Origin of the sequence: Streptomyces endocoffeicus (assembly GCF_016741935.1) — a bacterium.
Classification (GTDB): Bacteria; Actinomycetota; Actinomycetes; order Streptomycetales; family Streptomycetaceae; genus Streptomyces; species Streptomyces endocoffeicus.
Window position 1 is genome coordinate 340,432 of record NZ_JAERRG010000001.1, and the last position, 15,582, is coordinate 356,013.

Annotated in this window: 15 protein-coding genes; 4 read left to right on the forward strand and 11 right to left on the reverse strand. The window is 70.5% G+C overall.

From position 1 onward, the window contains the following. Nucleotides 1-9 precede the first annotated feature (9 nt). The 8 genes from JK364_RS01555 to JK364_RS01590 form a co-directional block, all read right to left on the reverse strand. On the reverse strand, nt 10-945 hold the full coding sequence (locus JK364_RS01555; protein WP_201846691.1) for an L-tyrosine/L-tryptophan isonitrile synthase family protein: 936 nt from the start codon (nt 943-945) through the stop codon (nt 10-12). Between the two features lie 172 nt (nt 946-1,117). Continuing rightward, entirely contained in the window at nt 1,118-2,392 is a 1,275-nt protein-coding gene (locus tag JK364_RS01560) for a cytochrome P450 family protein (protein WP_201846693.1), read from the reverse strand. Nucleotides 2,393-2,404: 12 nt separating this feature from the next. Further along, nucleotides 2,405-4,231 carry an asparagine synthase (glutamine-hydrolyzing) gene (gene asnB, locus JK364_RS01565; protein ID WP_201846695.1) on the reverse strand — a complete coding sequence of 609 codons (1,827 nt, stop codon included), beginning with the start codon at nt 4,229-4,231 and terminating at the stop codon, nt 2,405-2,407. A 36-nt stretch (nt 4,232-4,267) separates the two neighbouring features. Beyond that, nucleotides 4,268-5,698, reverse strand: a complete 1,431-nt coding sequence (locus JK364_RS01570) for an MFS transporter (RefSeq protein WP_201846697.1) — start codon at nt 5,696-5,698, stop codon at nt 4,268-4,270. Continuing rightward, a complete protein-coding gene (locus JK364_RS01575) occupies nt 5,695-6,468 on the reverse strand; it encodes an ABC transporter ATP-binding protein (RefSeq protein ID WP_201848817.1) in 774 nt (257 codons plus the stop codon). The genes JK364_RS01570 and JK364_RS01575 overlap by 4 nt, the downstream gene beginning before the upstream one ends. 74 nt (nt 6,469-6,542) lie before the next feature. Continuing rightward, nucleotides 6,543-7,574, reverse strand: coding sequence for a FecCD family ABC transporter permease (locus JK364_RS01580; protein ID WP_201848819.1), 1,032 nt, complete (start codon nt 7,572-7,574; stop codon nt 6,543-6,545). Nucleotides 7,575-7,639: 65 nt separating this feature from the next. Continuing rightward, on the reverse strand, nt 7,640-8,770 hold the full coding sequence (locus JK364_RS01585) for an ABC transporter substrate-binding protein (protein ID WP_201846699.1): 1,131 nt from the start codon (nt 8,768-8,770) through the stop codon (nt 7,640-7,642). Between the two features lie 197 nt (nt 8,771-8,967). After that, nucleotides 8,968-9,651: a TetR/AcrR family transcriptional regulator gene (locus JK364_RS01590; protein ID WP_201846701.1), complete on the reverse strand. Its 684-nt coding sequence runs from the start codon at nt 9,649-9,651 to the stop codon at nt 8,968-8,970. Between the two features lie 95 nt (nt 9,652-9,746). Between JK364_RS01590 and JK364_RS01595 the strand changes: the two genes are divergently transcribed. Both JK364_RS01595 and JK364_RS01600 read left to right on the forward strand, forming a co-directional pair. Beyond that, on the forward strand, nt 9,747-11,270 hold the full coding sequence (locus JK364_RS01595; RefSeq protein ID WP_201846703.1) for an MFS transporter: 1,524 nt from the start codon (nt 9,747-9,749) through the stop codon (nt 11,268-11,270). Nucleotides 11,271-11,442: 172 nt separating this feature from the next. Further along, on the forward strand, nt 11,443-11,781 hold the full coding sequence (locus JK364_RS01600; protein WP_201846705.1) for a GNAT family N-acetyltransferase: 339 nt from the start codon (nt 11,443-11,445) through the stop codon (nt 11,779-11,781). A 57-nt stretch (nt 11,782-11,838) separates the two neighbouring features. On the opposite strand, the gene JK364_RS01605 is transcribed toward JK364_RS01600, so the two are convergent. Continuing rightward, nucleotides 11,839-12,306 (reverse strand): MarR family winged helix-turn-helix transcriptional regulator, encoded by a 468-nt coding sequence (locus JK364_RS01605; RefSeq protein ID WP_201846706.1) that lies wholly within the window; start codon nt 12,304-12,306, stop codon nt 11,839-11,841. Between the two features lie 430 nt (nt 12,307-12,736). Here JK364_RS01605 and JK364_RS01610 point away from each other — a divergent pair, with 430 nt between their 5' ends. Beyond that, nucleotides 12,737-13,114, forward strand: coding sequence for a DoxX family protein (locus JK364_RS01610; RefSeq protein ID WP_201846708.1), 378 nt, complete (start codon nt 12,737-12,739; stop codon nt 13,112-13,114). Nucleotides 13,115-13,157: 43 nt separating this feature from the next. Further along, nucleotides 13,158-13,721, forward strand: a complete 564-nt coding sequence (locus tag JK364_RS01615) for an NADPH-dependent FMN reductase (protein ID WP_201846710.1) — start codon at nt 13,158-13,160, stop codon at nt 13,719-13,721. A gap of 111 nt (nt 13,722-13,832) precedes the next feature. On the opposite strand, the gene JK364_RS01620 is transcribed toward JK364_RS01615, so the two are convergent. Further along, nucleotides 13,833-14,693 carry a DUF8017 domain-containing protein gene (locus JK364_RS01620; RefSeq protein WP_230991259.1) on the reverse strand — a complete coding sequence of 287 codons (861 nt, stop codon included), beginning with the start codon at nt 14,691-14,693 and terminating at the stop codon, nt 13,833-13,835. A gap of 87 nt (nt 14,694-14,780) precedes the next feature. Continuing rightward, nucleotides 14,781-15,470 carry a TetR/AcrR family transcriptional regulator C-terminal domain-containing protein gene (locus tag JK364_RS01625; protein ID WP_201846712.1) on the reverse strand — a complete coding sequence of 230 codons (690 nt, stop codon included), beginning with the start codon at nt 15,468-15,470 and terminating at the stop codon, nt 14,781-14,783. Nucleotides 15,471-15,582: the final 112 nt, after the last annotated feature.

The window sequence follows — 15,582 nt, forward strand, 5'->3', positions numbered from 1 at the left end:
GGCGCGGGCTCAGCCCTGTTCGTAATGGCTCGGCCTGCCGTGCCGGTGGACCAGGCGGCCGAGCTGTTCCGCGCGGATGCGGGGCATGAGGGTCCAGGTGCCGTCGGTGCGGTGCAGGGCGGCGGAGTGCCAGGGGGTGGTCCAGACGTCGGGGGCGTCGAGGAGGCGGATGCCGAACTTCGGGGCGCCGATGGCCTGGGGGTGGATGGACAACCGGACGGCGCGAGGGTGGTGCTCGGCGATCAGGGCGCCCCAGGCGCGACTGCGCTGGATGACGCCGTACGCGCGTTTGCGGCAGTCGCGCTGGAGGGCGGAGCGGGTGCCGGTGAAGTCCGCGGTGTCGTCGACGAGGAATCGGGTGATGCCCCGGTACAGGGCCAGGGTGTGGCCCTCGGAGCGGACCTCCGCCCGCAGCGCCTCCAGGGTGGGGGCGTACCGCTGCTGCACCCGGGCGCGCTTGGCTCCGTGGGGCAGGTCACCCAGCACATCGCGCAGGTCGAAGACGGAGAGGCGGTGCAGGGCCGCCTCCCGTATGAGGTGTCCGAGTGCGTCCGCGTAGCGGTCTATGTGGTCGTCCGGGACGCGGATGAGGTCTCCGAAGACATGGCCGTCGGAGCAGATGATCACGCGGGCGCCCGGCGGGTGGATCCGCTCGATCTCCCCGCACAGGGTGTTCAGGAAGCCGAGGGACAGGCGTTCGCCCTGGTCGGGGAGGTGGCCGAGGACCTTGGCGGGGTTGGGGGATTTGCAGGGGAAGCCGGGCAGGGTGAAGACCACGGGTTCTCCTGCGCGTACGAAGTGGTCGATCTGGCGCAGTTGGTGCGGGAACGCCACCACTCCCCCGGGCGCGGCGGTGGTCGTGCGGTGGTGCGGCAGGAGCAGGTTGAGGATGGCGGCGCTGATGCCGCTCGTGGAGCGGGTGTCCGGCGTGGTCGTCAGCGGCATGGATGGGGTCCTCCGTGAAGGTGTGCGACGCGGGCATTCGGGCATGCGGGCATGCGGGCATGGCCGTATGGCGCCTCGGCGTGCCGCGCCGGGCGCCTACGGGTGGGAACGGGTGGGAACGGGTGGGATCAGCCGGGCCGGTCAGGGGAAGCCGGTGGTCACCGGCGCTGGGTCAGATGCGCCGGTCGTAGCCGGCGAGCAGGCGGTTGGTGCCCCGTCCGAGGACCGCCGGGATCCACTCGATGTCCTCGTCGTCGATGGCCAGGCGCAGTCCGGGGAGGCGGGCCAGGAGGGTGTCCAGGGCGATCTGGAGCTCGGCTCGGGCGAGGGCGGCTCCGGGGCAGAAGTGGATGCCGTGGCCGAAGGCCAGGTGGGGGTTGGGCGAGCGGTCGAGGTCGAGTGCGTCGGGGTCGGGGAAGCGGCGCGGGTCGCGGTTGGCGGCGCACAGCGAGATGATCACGGAGTCACCGGCCGGGATCCTCGTACCGTGCAGGTCGCCGTCCTGGTCGAGGAAACGCCATGTGGTCAGCTCGAAGGCGCTGTCGTGGCGGAGGAGTTCGTCGACCGCGCGGGGCGTCAGATCCGGGTTGTCCCGCAGCCGGGCGAGCTCGGCGGGGTGGCGGAAGAGGGCGATCAGGGCGGTGGTGATCTGGTTGGTGACCGGCTCCTGGCCGGCCACCAGGAGCTGGAAGATCATCGAGTCCAGCTCCTCCGGCGACAGCTCTCGGCGATCGCGGGCCACCACGAGGCCGCTGAGCAGGTCGTCCTCCGGGTGTTCGCGCTTGTGGGCGACGACGTCGGCGATGTAGCTCTGCAGTCCGTGCAGACGGGCCTCGTACAGCGGCCGTCCGGGGTCGGTGGGTCCCACCGGCTGGACGACCTTGCCCCAGTCGCGGTCGAAGCGGGCGGCCAACTCGGGGGGCAGGCCGATCACTTCGGCGAGGACCCGGAAGGGAAAGTGGGCGGCGAAGCCGGTGACGAGGTCCGTGGGACCGGTTTCCGGGAGGGCGTCGACGAGGGTGTCGGCCAATTCCTGGAACCGGGGCCTCAGCCGCTCGATACGGCGCGGGGTGAAGGCGTCGGTGACAAAGCGCCGCATGCGGGTGTGCCGGGGCGGGTCCTGGTGCAGGAGGTGGACCTGGAGCTGGGAGTGGAGCGGCTCGGGCATGATCGAGGCGCGGGCGCGCCAGTGGTCGTTGCCGCGGTCGTGGTTCTTGCCCAGGCGGTCGTCGTTCAGCGCGGCGTGGGCGGCCTCGTAACCGGTGACGAGCCAGGCGTGCACACCGCTGGGGAACAGGACGCGATGGACGGGACCGCTCTCCCGCATCCGCTCGTACAGCGGATAGGGGTCGGCCTTGTACGGGCAGCCCATGAGCGGGACCGGGTCGGGCAGGGGTTCGCGTGGGCCGTCCGCGTCCATGGCGGGCAGAGGCTCCTGGAGGGTCATGGCGGGCGCTCCTCAGAGGGCGAGGTCGGGCTGGTAGTGGTCGAGCCAGAGGGCGAGGTCGACGACGCGTTCGAGGCGGAGCCGGTGGCCCCACCGGAGTTGATCGGGCGCGGTGTCGAGGCAGGGCTTGATGCGGGTCTCGTCGGCGAGGGAGCGGACCCGGTCGTCGGCGAGCGCGTCGCGGGCCATGTCCTGAAGGCCGCGGTTGTAGTCGGGGTGGTGGGTGGCCGGGTAGTGGTTCTTGGGCCGGTGCAGCACCGACTCGGGCGCCAGCCCCGTGCCCGCCGCGCGCAGCAGGCTCTTCTCCCGGCCGTCGAAGCTCTTCAGCGCCCATGGGGAGGTGAAGGCGTACTCGACGAGCCGGTGGTCGCAGTAGGGGACGCGTACTTCCAGGCCCTGGGCCATGCTCAGCCGGTCCTTGCGGTGCAGGAGCTGGCGCAGCCAGCGGGTGAGCGACAGGTGCTGGATCTCGCGCTGCCGGTGCTCGGTCTCCGACTCGCCATCGATGTGCGGTACGGCGGCCAGGGCGCCGCGGTAAGTGTCCTCGCGGAACTCGCCGATGCGCAGGCCGAGTTCGGGGTTGAGCGGCATGGCGGCCTCGTCGCCGGTCACCAGCAGCCAGGGGAAGGTGGGCGCGGCGAGCGCCTTGGGGTCGTGGAACCAGGGGTAGCCGCCGAAGACCTCGTCGGCGGCCTCACCGGACACGGCGACGGTGGAGTGTTTCCGGATCTCCCCGAAGAGGAGGTAGAGGGAGGTGTCCATGTCGCCGACGCCGATCGGCGAGTCGCGGGCCACGACCACGGCCTCGCGGTGTTCGGGGTCGAGCAGAGCACGCGGGTCCAGTACGACCGTGCTGTGGTCGGTGCCGATGAACGCGCCCGCTTCGGTGGCGTACGGGGTGTCGTGTCCGGTGCGCAGGACGTCGCCGGTGAAGCTCTCGGCCTGGTCGCTGTAGTCGACGGCGTAGGAGCGGATGCGGGCGTCCGGGCCCTCGCGCAGCCGCAGTTCGTCGGCGAGCAGGGCGGTCAGGACGGTGGAGTCGATGCCGCCGGACATCAGGGAGCACAGGGGGACGTCGGCCTCCAGCTGGGCGCGGGCGGCGGTGCTCACCAGGTCGTGCACGCGGGCGACGGTCGCGTCCCGGTCGTCCGGGTGGGCGCCGGCCTCCAGCTGCCAGTAGCGGCGTTCGCGGATGCCGTGCCGGTTCAGGAGGAGCAGGCCGCCGGGCTCGACCTCCCGTACACCTGACCACACTGTCGGACCGGTGTTGAACAGCAGGCTGTACGCCTCGCGCAGCCCGTCCGCGTCCACTCGCGGCCGTATCTCCGGGTGGGCGAAGAGTGCCTTGGGTTCGGAGCCGAAAGCCAGACCGCCGTCGACGGCCGCCCAGAACAGGGGCTTGACGCCCAGCCGGTCGCGGACCAGGAGCAGCCGCCGCTGCCGCTCGTCCCAGACGGCGAACGCGAACATGCCGTCCAGGTGGTCGGCCACCGCCTCGCCCCACTCGGCGTAGGCGCGCGACACCACCTCGGTGTCACTGCGGGTCCGGAACTCATGGCCCAGGCCTCTCAGTTGGGCGCGGAGCTCATGGTGGTTGTAGATCTCACCGCTATAGGTGAGGACGGTCGCCGGGGCATCCGGCCGGTCGGTCATCGGCTGTGCGCCGCCTTCGATGTCGATGACGGCCAGGCGACGGTGGCCGATCGCGGCGTGCTCGCCGAGCCAGACTCCGCCCGCGTCGGGCCCGCGCGGGGTGAGAGCGGCGGTCATGGCCTCGATGACCGGGGCCTGGGTGCGGGCGTCCTGGTGGAAGGACACCCAGCCGGTGATTCCGCACATGGGTACGCTCCTCGGTGAGGGCTGGGGATCGATGGCTCAGCGGGGTGCGGCGGGTGCCGCGTCGGTGGCGTTCCCGGGGAGGTTCGCCGGACCTCGGGCGGGCAGGGCGAGCAGGGGCACGGCGAGGCAGGCGGCGGTGGCGGCCAGCGCCAGGCCCGTCCGCGCGCCGCCGTCCGGGCCCGTCAGCCGCCAGGCCGCCGTGGCGAGAGCCGGGCCGAGCGTGAAGCCGAGGCTGCGGGCGAGCTGCACCGTGGAGCCGACCGTGGCGGCGCGGCCCGGCGGAGCGGCGCCCATGACCAGGGCCTGGGTGGGTCCGCCGGTCAGCCCCATGCCGAGTCCGGCCAGGACCAGCCGCCAGGCCACCTCGGGCGGGGACCAGCCGTCGCCCATCAGGACGAGCAGCAGCAGCCCGGTGGCGGTGAGGGCGGCACCGGTGACCGCGACGGGCCTGGCACCGCAGCGGTCGGCGAGCCGTCCGCCGAGGGGACCCGCCAGCCCCATGCCGAGGGGGAAGGCGAGCACGGTCAGGCCCGTGGTGGTCGCGCTGACGTCCTCGTCGTGCTGGAGGTGCAGGGCGACCACGTAGTGCATGGCGGCGAAGCCCACCGCCAGCGCCAGCACCGCGCCGTGCACCCGCAGCAGCCCCGCGGCCCGCAGCACATCGGTCACCGGACGGCCGCCCGGGCCCCGCAGCCACCACCACAGCGGCGGTACGGCGACGAGGGCGAGGGCGAGCCAGGCAGGCGCGTCGGAGACCAGGGTCAGGGCCAACAGCAGGATCGTTACTCCGGTAGCCACCAGGGCCGTATCGGCAAGGGAACGCCGGTCCGGGCCGTGCAGGCGCCCGCCCCGGGGCATCGCCCGCCACACCACTGCCAGCGCCGCCAGACAGAGCGGGATCTTGACCAGGAAGATCCAGCGCCAGCCCAGATGGTCCAGGACCAGCCCTCCGACGGCCGGTCCGATGACGGCGCCCAGGGGGCCGAGGGTCGCCGGCACGCTCATCGCGCGCCCGCGCAGTTCCGGCCGTACGGAACGGACCGCCAGCACCGGCATCAGCACGAACAGCACGGCGCCGCACGCGCCCTGTCCGATCCGGGCGGCGATCAGCCAGAACGCCCAGGGGGACGCGGCGGCAAGCGCGCTGCACAACCCGAAACCGGCGGTCGCGGCCAGCAGCGCGGGGCGGACGCCCATGTCGTCGAGCCAGCGACCGACGGGCAACAGCAGGGCGACGACCGGGAGTTGATAGCCCAGGACCACCCACTGCGCCGCCGCGGCCGACACCCCCAGGCCCTCGGAGATGTCCGCGAGCGCCACGTTCACGATGTTCATGTCGAGCATCGCGACGAACGACAGCACACCTGCCACGAACACCAGGAGCCAGCGGTCGTGGACCTCGGACACGTCCCCGGGCCGCTCCGACACGTCCCCACGCCGCTCCGCACCGGAAGCGTCGTCCGTCATGCGCCCTCCCGATGGTCGAAGGCGATCAGCGGGTCCCCGGTCAGCGGGTGCTCGATCACGGCCGCGCGCACACCGAACACCTCGGCCAGCAGGGCCGGTCGCAGCACGTCACGGGGTGCGCCGGAGGCGACCACACGGCCGTCGTGCAGGACGTGGAGCCGGTCACACACGGAAGCGGCGGCATTGAGGTCATGCAGCGAGACCAGGGTCGTACGGCGGCGGCCGCGCAGCAGGGCGAGCAGTTCGACCTGGTGGCGGATGTCGAGGTGGTTCGTCGGCTCGTCCAGGACCAGGACGTCCGCCGCTTGGGCGAACGCGCGGGCCAGCAGCACGCGTTGGCGTTCGCCTCCGGACAGCTCGGTGAAGCGGCGGGCGGAGTGGTCCGCCATGCCGACATCGGCGAGGGCACGGGCGACCATGTCCCGGTCGGCGGCGTCCTCCCCGGCGAACGCCCGCTTGTAGGGGGTGCGCCCCATGGCGACGACCTCACCCACGGTCAGCTCGAAGTCCTCACCGCGCTCCTGCGGAAGGGCGGCGATGTGCCGGGCCGACCGGGCGGGGCTCAGCGCGCGGATGTCGGTGCCCTGGAGCAGAACGCGCCCGGCGGCGGGCTTCAGATGCCGGTACACGGTCCGCAGGAGCGTGGACTTGCCGCTGCCATTGGGCCCGACCAGGCCGGTGATCTCGCCCGCGGCCGCGATGAGGTGGGCACCGGCCACCACCGTGCGTCCGGCATACGCGACACTCAGGTCCTCGATGTCGATCCTCAACCGGCGCTCCCCCGGTCCGTCCTCGGCTCCCGCTTCCTCGGACAGGACCGCCTCTCCCGCCCTCCGTCCGGTCCTCAACTCCCGCTCCCCAACCGCCGGTCCAGCAGATACAGCAGCGCCGGAGCGCCGATCAGCGAGGTGACGACCCCGACCGGCAGTTCCTGCGCCTCCATGGCCGTACGGCACACGAGGTCGACCACCACCAGCAGCAGCGCGCCGAAGAGCGCCGACACGGGCAGCAGGCGACGGTGGTCACCGCCGACGACCAGACGGCAGACATGGGGGACCATGAGCGCGACGAAGGCGATGGCCCCGGAGACCGCGACGAGGACGCCGGTGAGCAGGCTGGTGACCGCGAACAGCTCACGGCGCAGCCGTACGACGTCGATGCCGAGCCCGGCGGCCGTCTCATCACCCATCAGCAGCGCGTTGAGCCCTCGCGCCCGGGCCTGGAGCAGCAGCAGGACCGCCGGAACGGCCACCGCCGGGGCGGCCAGCAGGGGCCAGCTCGCGCCGCTCAGGCTGCCCATGAGCCAGAACAGCACACTGTGCGTCTGCTGCTCGTCCCCGGCCTGGAGGACGAGGTAGCTGGTGAAGCCGGACAGGAACTGCCCGATGGCCACCCCGGCGAGCACCAGTCTGAGCGGTGCGAATCCCCCGCCGCGCCGGGCCACCGCCCAGACGAGAGCGAAGGTGGCCAGGGCCCCCGCGAACGCGGCGCCGGACAGGCCGAGACCCAGGGCGCCCCCGGTGCCGAGGCCGAGGACGATGGCGGCGACGGCGCCGAGGGAGGCGCCGTTGGAGACGCCCAGGAAGTACGGGTCGGCCAGCGGGTTGCGGACGAGGGCCTGCATCGCCGTACCGACCAGACCGAGCCCGGCACCCACTAGCGCGGCCAACAGAGCGCGAGGAAGGCGCAGTTGCCAGACGATCAGATCGTTCGTGCCGGGTCTGGGGGCATGGCCGGTCAGTCTGCGCCAGACCACGCTCCACACCTCACCCGGCGGGATCGATGTGGAGCCCCAGGCGACCGCCGCTGTGAGGGCCGCGAGCAGCCCGGCCGCGAGGAGCAGCGCCAGCGGCCCGGCGGGCACGGAACGCCGCATGCGCGCGGGGGCGTCGGTGGCGCCATCGGTGGCACCCTTACCGCTCACCGTGACATCGAGCACGGTCAGCCGACCTTGCCCGGGTAGAGGGTCTTGCCCGGGTAGAGGGTCTTGCCCGGGTAGAGGGTCTTGCCCGGGTAGAGGGTCTTGGCGATCTTCTGGACGGTGTCGGCGTTCTCGACGCCGGCGATGGTGGTCTGCTCGGAGCCGATGCGCAGGAAGTGGCCTTCCTTGACGGCCTTCAGGCCCTTGGTGGCGGAGTTCGACTCGAGCCACTTCCGCGCCTCGTCGAACGCCTTCTCGTTCGCCGCCTCGCTGCCCCGGTTACGGACACCCAGCTGGATCCAGTCCGGGTTCCTGGAAATGACGTCCTCCCAGCCGACCTGCTTGTAGTCGCCGTCGCAGTCGGCGAAGACATTGCGGGCACCGGCCAGCGTGATCACCGCGTTGGCGACCTGCCTCTTGCAGACGGCGGTGGGCTGCTTGGTACCGGCGTCGTAGTCGAAGAAGAAGTACGTCGGCCGCTCATCCTCCGCCGTCCTGCCGACCGCTTTCCGGACGGCGCCCACCTTCTCCTTCATGCCGTCGACGAGCTCCTTCGCCTTCGCGCTCGTACCGGTGACCGCACCGAGGGAGGTGATGTCGGCCTCCACCGCGGACAACTCGGTCAGCGCGCGCTTGTCGTGTGCCGCACAGGCGGTGGACTTGAGGTAGATGTGCTTGATCCCGGCCGCCTTGTACTCCTCCTCCGTCGGAGCGTCGCCCATGCCGCCGCCCATGTTCATCGAGGCGAAGGTGTCGATGTACACATCCGCGCCGGAGCCGAGGAGCTTCTCCTTCGGGATCACGGATTGGGCGAGCACCTTCACCTTCCGTGCCCGCGCGTCGAGTTCACCGGGCAGCGTGCCCTTGCCGGGCGGGAAGCCGGTGCCGAGCACCTTGTCACCGGCGCCCAGGCGGAGCAGCAGCTCCAGGCTGGAGGCGTTACTGGTGACGATCTTCTCGGGGGCCTCGGAGAACGTGGTCCCGGCGCCCGTGCAGTCGGTGACGGTGACCGGGTAGTCGCCGGTGGCGGGCTTCTCGGCGCCGGCACTCGCCTCGTCGCCGTCCCCACCGCCGCCTCCGTCGCCACAGCCCGCCACGAGGAGGCCGCCCAGCACGACGGCCGTCGTACCCCACCACACACGAGAACGCATCGAAACTCTCCTGGATCCACTTGGCGCACAGGGGGAACGTCGCCCCGGTCCAGTAGTCGTGGCGGATATGGCATCGGTTCCCGCCCACGCGTCGGACGAGAAGGTCACCGCCGATCAGCTCTCCCAGGCGCGTCCCCGCCTCGCCGTGGCCACCGCACATCCCCTCCGGGGTCCGCGTGGGAGCGTTGCCCGCCAGGTCAGCCGGTGGTGGGCGGTGCGTGGAATGCCGAGGCCAGCAGGGTGATCAGACGTTCGGCGTCGGCGTTCGCGGTGGTGGCCGCGACAGCGCGGCCCGGGTGGAGATCGGTGAGGACACCTGACTGATAGAGGCCCAGCAGGCCGACCATGGAGCGATAACGGAAGCCGACCTCATCCGGGGGCAACTGGGGAAGCGCGGCCTGCAGGGCTTCGAGGTATCGGCCCTCCACGGGACTGACCTCCGCCCCGAAGAGGCGTCGGATGGCCGGGTCGCGCTCGGACATCACACGACCGAGGAACCGGGCGACGTCCGTGCCGCGTTCACCGCTCCGCTCCACGAGACGCGCGCCGGTCAGGACGAAGGCGCGCACCAGTTCCTCCACCGTGGGCTGGTGACCGGAGGTGCGCAGTTCCTCCAGCAGGCGCAGGCGCTCACCGTTGACCGCGGCCATCGTGCGCTCGACGACCGCGCGCAGCAGCCCTTCCTTGGAGCCGAAGTGGTAGTTCACCGCGGCCACGTTGGCGTCGGCCTCGACCGTCACCGCCCGCAGTGAGGTGGCAGCGAAGCCCTCCTCACCGAAGAGCCGCTCCGCGGCATCGAGGAGGCGTTCGCGGGTGGAGGCGTGGCGGGGCTGGTCCGCGGGCGAGCGGGGTCCGCTCTCGGCGGAACGGGTCTCGTTCATCCCCTCAAGTTTAAACGAACGCTTGATTCAAACAAGAAGCCCATGCTCTACTTTAAACGATCGTTTTAAACAGTTGATTGAGTGGAGTGATCATCATGCGGCAATCCACGGCTCCGCCTGCCGTGCGACCTGGGGCCGCCCACCGGACGGCCGTACTCGCGGTGATGTGTCTCGCCCTCGCCGTCGTGGTCGGCATGCTCGCCTCGCTCTTGGTGGCGGTACCCGACATGGCGCGCGATCTGCGGGCCACCGAGTCGGAGCTGCAATGGATCATGAATGCGTACGGGGTGGCCTTCGCCGGCCTGCTGCTCCTGGGTGGTGCGCTCGGCGACCGCTATGGCCGCAAGGGGGTGCTGCTCACAGGTCTCGCTCTCTTCGCCCTGGCTTCGGGCGCCGTCGTGCCGACCGACGACGTGGATCTGGTGATCGGCCTGCGCGGCCTGGCGGGCGTGGGCGCCGCCCTGGTCATGCCGATGACCCTGTCGATCATCACCAACGTCTTCCCGCCCGATGAACGCGGCCGGGCGGTCGGCATCTGGTCCGGGGTCAGCTTCGGCTCGGCACTGCTGGCCGTACTGATGGCCGGCGGGCTGCTGGAGGCATATTCCTGGCGTTCGGTGTTCGTGGCGAACGCCGGACTCGCCGCTCTCGCCCTGGTGGTCGCGGCCATCCTCGCGCCCACCTCGAAGAACGCCGAACCCATACGGCTTGACGTGGTCGGCGCACTGCTGTCGGTCGTGGGCGTCGGGGCGCTGGTCTTCGGCATCGTGGAGGGCCCGGAAAGCGGCTGGTCCGACGGAGCGGTACGCACGGGCTTCGCGGTGGGCGCCGGCGGCCTCGCGGCGTTCATCGGCTGGGAGCTGAGGAGCGCGCGGCCACTGCTCGACGTACGGGTGTTCCGGATACCGGGCGTCGCCGCGGGCTCGCTCGTCATCACCGCCGAGTCGATCGCGATGTTCGGCTTCTTCTTTCTCGGCCTTCAGTATCTGCAGCAGATCCTCGGCTACTCGCCGATGCGCTCCGGGCTCGCCCTGGTCGCGATGGCCGTCGGCGCGATGATCTTTTCACCCGCGGCCCCCGCGTTCGCCCGACGGTGCGGCATGCGTGCCGTGATGGGGCTGGGCATGGCTCTGATCGCCGCGGGTCTGGGGTTACTGGCAGCCACCGTCGGCGGAGGAGGCATCTGGCCCTTCCTCGCCAGTACCACCCTGCTCGGCGCGGGGATCGCCTTCGCCGCGACCCCGGCCACGGAGGCCATCGTCACCGCGCTACCGCCCGAGAAGCAGGGGGTGGCTTCCGCGCTGAACGACCTCACCCGCGAACTGGGCGGAGTGCTCGGGATCGCCGTCCTCGGCAGCGTCTTCAACACCACCTACCGCTCCGACACGGGCGACGCGGTGCGCGGCCTGCCCCCTGAGGCGGCCGAAGCGACCCGCGGCTCCCTGACCGGCGCGCTGCATACGGCGGCGGAACTCGGCGGACGACCGGGCGCCCACCTGGCCGACGCGGCCCGCGAGGCATTCGCCGCCGGTATGACCAACGCCCTGCTCGGAGGCATCGGCGTCGTGGTCCTCGGCGCCGTCGCGGCGGTGGGACTCCTGTCCCACCGCCACCGCTGACCCCGGCTCCGTCCCGGGTGAGCCTGGAATTCGGTAACGTCGAGGGAGACACAGCGGACCACATTCCCGCGCCCGCCCTGCCGAATGCCATCATCACCCCGCGCCGGAATCCCCCGCGCCGCTGACCCCATCCCCTGCCATTGACCCCATTGCGTCATCCGAAAGGCACCCCATGAGCCAGCCTTCCGCCGGTCCGATCGTCGAGCGGGTGGATGCCCGGCATCGGTACGAGATCCTGGTCGACGGCGAGCGCGCGGGCCTGACCGCGTACCGCGACCGCGGTGCGCAACGCGTCTTCCACCACACGGAGGTCGGCGACGCGTTCGCCGGGCAGGGCCTGGCCGCGCTGTTGGTCCAGCGGGCACTCACCGACGTACGCGACTCCGGGAAGCGGGTCGTGCCCGTCTGCCCGTACGTGGCCAAGTTCGTCGAGAAGCATGACGAGTTCGCCGACATCACGGACCCCGTGACCCCCGATGTCCTGCGGTGGCTGGAAGCGGAGCTGGACTGACCGCTGAGGATCGCGGCGGGCCGGCGCCGGATCTCGCCATGGCGCGGATGGCCGTGATCAGGACGGGTCCTCGTCCAGCTTCTCCACCACACGTTCGGACACCTGCGCCAGCGTCCGCAGCTCCGCCGGCGTGATGTGGTCCAGGAACAGATCGCGGACCGCCTCGACATGACGGGGAGCGGCGGCCTCGATCATCGCGCGCCCCGCGTCCGTGATCACCACGAACGCGCCACGGCCGTCCTCGGCGCACTCATCCCGGACCACCAGCCCCCGCTTCACCATGCGTCCGATGTGATGGGACATCCGGCTCTTTTCCCATTCCAGCGCCCTGGCGAGATCCAGAATCCTGCGTCGGCCGTCCGGGGTGTCCGTCAGCTCGACCAGCACCCCGAAGTCCGCGGCCGACACATTCGACTCCGTCTGCAGCAAGCGCGACAACCGGCCCCGGAGCCTGTCGTGCAGGCGGAGGAAGCTCCGCCACGCCTGCTGCTCCTCAGGCGTCAGCCATCGCACCTCGTCCTCCATGGGAGAAAGTCTAGACGTAGTTGACACTTCACCGAACACCCATCGGAGCTGACCGGGCCCTGATTTCGCACCCAGTCACCGCCTTAGTTGACATATCAATGGCCGGCCGCCCGTCCGCAAGGACGAGCACGAGGCCGAAATCGAGCACGACTCCCTCTACATCACCTCGCCCGAGACCGTCGCCCGCAGGATCGCCCGCGCCGTCGAGGCGCTCGGCGTCGGCAGGTTCGACCTCACCTACACCACGGGCGCGCGGACGGGCCGTGAACAGCGCACGGGCCACGGCCGAGCGCGCGGCTTGACCGCCTTTCCCGAACTCATCGGTTGACGCGTCATCTACCTTCCTTTACTTTGGATGACAGTTCAACCATTCCTCTGTGGGCCCGCCGGAGGGGCCCACACAACCCGATCACCAGAGGGATCTGCACCTGTGAACGTCACCTTGTGGGTTGTCGCTGCCCTGCTCGCCCTGGTCTTCCTCGGAGCCGGCGCCGTCAAGCTCGCTCAGTCCAAGGAGAAGCTTCTGGCCAGCCCGTCCATGGGCTGGGCCGAGGACTTCTCGCCAGGGGTGATCAAGACGATCGGCCTGCTCGAGGCCCTCGGCGCGATCGGGCTGATTCTGCCCGCGGCGGTGGACATCGCCCCGGCGCTGGTCCCGCTGGCCGCCTCCGGCCTGGCACTGATCATGTTCGGCGCCGCGATCACGCACGGCAGGCGCGGCGAGGCCCAGTCGGCCGCCGTGAACACGGTGCTGCTGGCGCTGACCGTCTTCGTGGCCTGGGGCCGATTCGGGCCCCACTCGTTCTGACGGCAACCGCAGAAACAACCCGAAACACCGATAAGGAAACTCCATGACCAGGATCGGCATCATCCTCGGCAGCACCCGCCCCAACCGCAATGGCGAGCAGGTGGCCAAGTGGGTCTACGACATCGCCTCCCGGCGCGGCGACACCGAATTCGAGCTCGTCGACCTGCGTGACTTCCCGCTGCCGCACCTGGATGAGCCGCTGCCCCCGACGATGGGCCAGTACCAGGGCGAGCACACCAAGAAGTGGGCGGAGAAGATCGGCTCCTTCGACGGGTTCGTCATCGTCACCCCGGAGTACAACCACGGCACATCCGGCGTGCTCAAGAACGCCATCGACTACCTCTACGCGGAGTGGAACAACAAGGCGGTCGGTTTCGTCTCCTACGGCGGGGTCGGCGGCGCCCGGGCCGTGGAGCATCTGCGGCTTGTCGTCGGCGAGTTGCAGATGGCCGATGTGCGCCAGCAGGTGGCGCTCTCGCTGATCACCGAGTTCGAGAACTTCAGCGTCTTCAAGCCCGGCGACCACAGCGTGGACTCGCTCAACACGCTGCTCGACCAGGTCGTCGCCTGGAGCGGAGCCCTGGCGCCGCTTCGCGCCTCCGCCTGAACCACATCGGGTACAGCCGGACCCGTTTCCGGGTCCGGCATCCGAACATCCAGCGACCCCCGTACGGCTCCCTGGCCTGACGACTCGTCCTGCCCGACAGCCGGCCGGTTGTCAGCTGCCGGTGGACCGGACGGTGCTCATGATCTTCTTGAGCTGGGCGTCCGTCAGCGCGTTCGGAACTCCTTGGTCCGCGTAGATCACCCAGCCGTGCATCGTCCCGTCGGGGAGCTTCTGCGCGATGCTGTGCACGACGGCCTTCGGCGGAACGCAGGGGCTCGAGCGGTTGGTGACGGTGACCTGGGCGGTCGCGGTGTAGCCGTCAATACCCCCGTGCTTCCACGGCTTGGCCTCGCTGACCTTGATCTTGGGCTTGTAGTCCGCACCGCCGTACGCCTCGAAGCCCCAGTTGCCCGCCCAGTTGCGGGCGTTCTCCTGGAGCGTGCCGTCCTTGCCGCCGCCCGTGGTGCCGACGGTGGCGAGCTGCCCCATCCCCGCCTGACCAAATGCCTTGGGATTGGGACTCGACGCGCAGCCGCCCTCACGGTAGTTGCCGGCCGCGGTCATGACGACGATCGGCTGGCCGTTCTTGTCCGTGTAGGAGAGGGCCGTCTCCTCGGCGAGGACCTTCCACTTGTCGGCCTTGGTGGGCACGTCGTACTGGAAGTGGTGCTTCTGCGAGGTCTGCGTCTGCCACTCCGTGAACAACGGCTTATCGCCCGAGGGACTCGCCGGGGCGGAGGACTGGGACGACCCCGCGGAGGGCGCCTTGGACTCCGCGGCGCCGGTGTCCTTGTCCGTGCCACTGCCGGTGTCCTCGTTGCATCCGCTCAACGCGACGGCCATGCCGATGCCGACGGCCGCGATCAGGGTCTTCTTCATCCGCCGGGACGGCATCGAGGTGGACTTCGGGTACTGAGCAGAGGTGCACCGTGGGTGCTGTGCGAGGTTCTTGAAGATCTTTGACTGAGACATGATCGGCACTCTAGGCGAGCCGCGTCGCCACGGATCCCCAGGTGGGCGCCCCACCGCAAGACGGATACCCACTCGTGACACATCACATCAAGCTGATACGCGCGGCGCCTCGTAGGGAACGCCGACCTTGGCGGCCAGGCCGGAGATCATCAGCTCCAGGCCGTACTGGAACTCCGCGTCGTGATCGCTGTCGGCCAGATAGGGCGCGGTCGCGGTCAGAATCGGGTCGCCGGAGGCCGCGATGGCTTCGATGCGCTGCTGGACCTGGTCACTGTCCATGGCGCCCAGATAGATGGCGTAACCCAGTTCGCGCATGATCGAGCCGACCATGAAGGCCGTGTAGCCGCGCAGGACGTGGACCATCTCCTCGGGGGCGAGGCGGAGTTCGTCGAGGCAGGCCAGCGTGGAGCGCATGGCCTCCAGGGCGGCGGGTGACTGCGTGGGCCGGGTCAGCACCAGGGGGAACGCCTTCGGATGCCGCTTGGCGGCGGCGCGGAAGGCGGCGGCGTGCGCCCGGATCCGCTGCTGCCAGGTTCCGCCCTCCTCCTCGGGAAAGGCGATACCGGCCAGCAGCGCTTCGGCGACGCCGTCGAGAAGGGCCTCCTTGTTCGGTACGTGGTTGTAGAGCGACATGTTCTCGATGTCGAGCTCCGTGGCCAGTTTGCGCAGGGAGAAGGCGTCGGGCCCATCACGGTCGATCATCGTCACCGCTGCCGCGATCACCTTTTCGCGGGTCAGGCCGACCCGCCTGCCACGGCCGGTTCCTCGCGCCGTCATGCGTCCCCCTCCCTTGACATCACTTACGCCGCAAGTCTAGCGTTCCGGCGCACAAGACTTGCAGTGCAAGTGTCACTGTGGGCGATCGCACTGGGTTCACGAGCTGACCAGG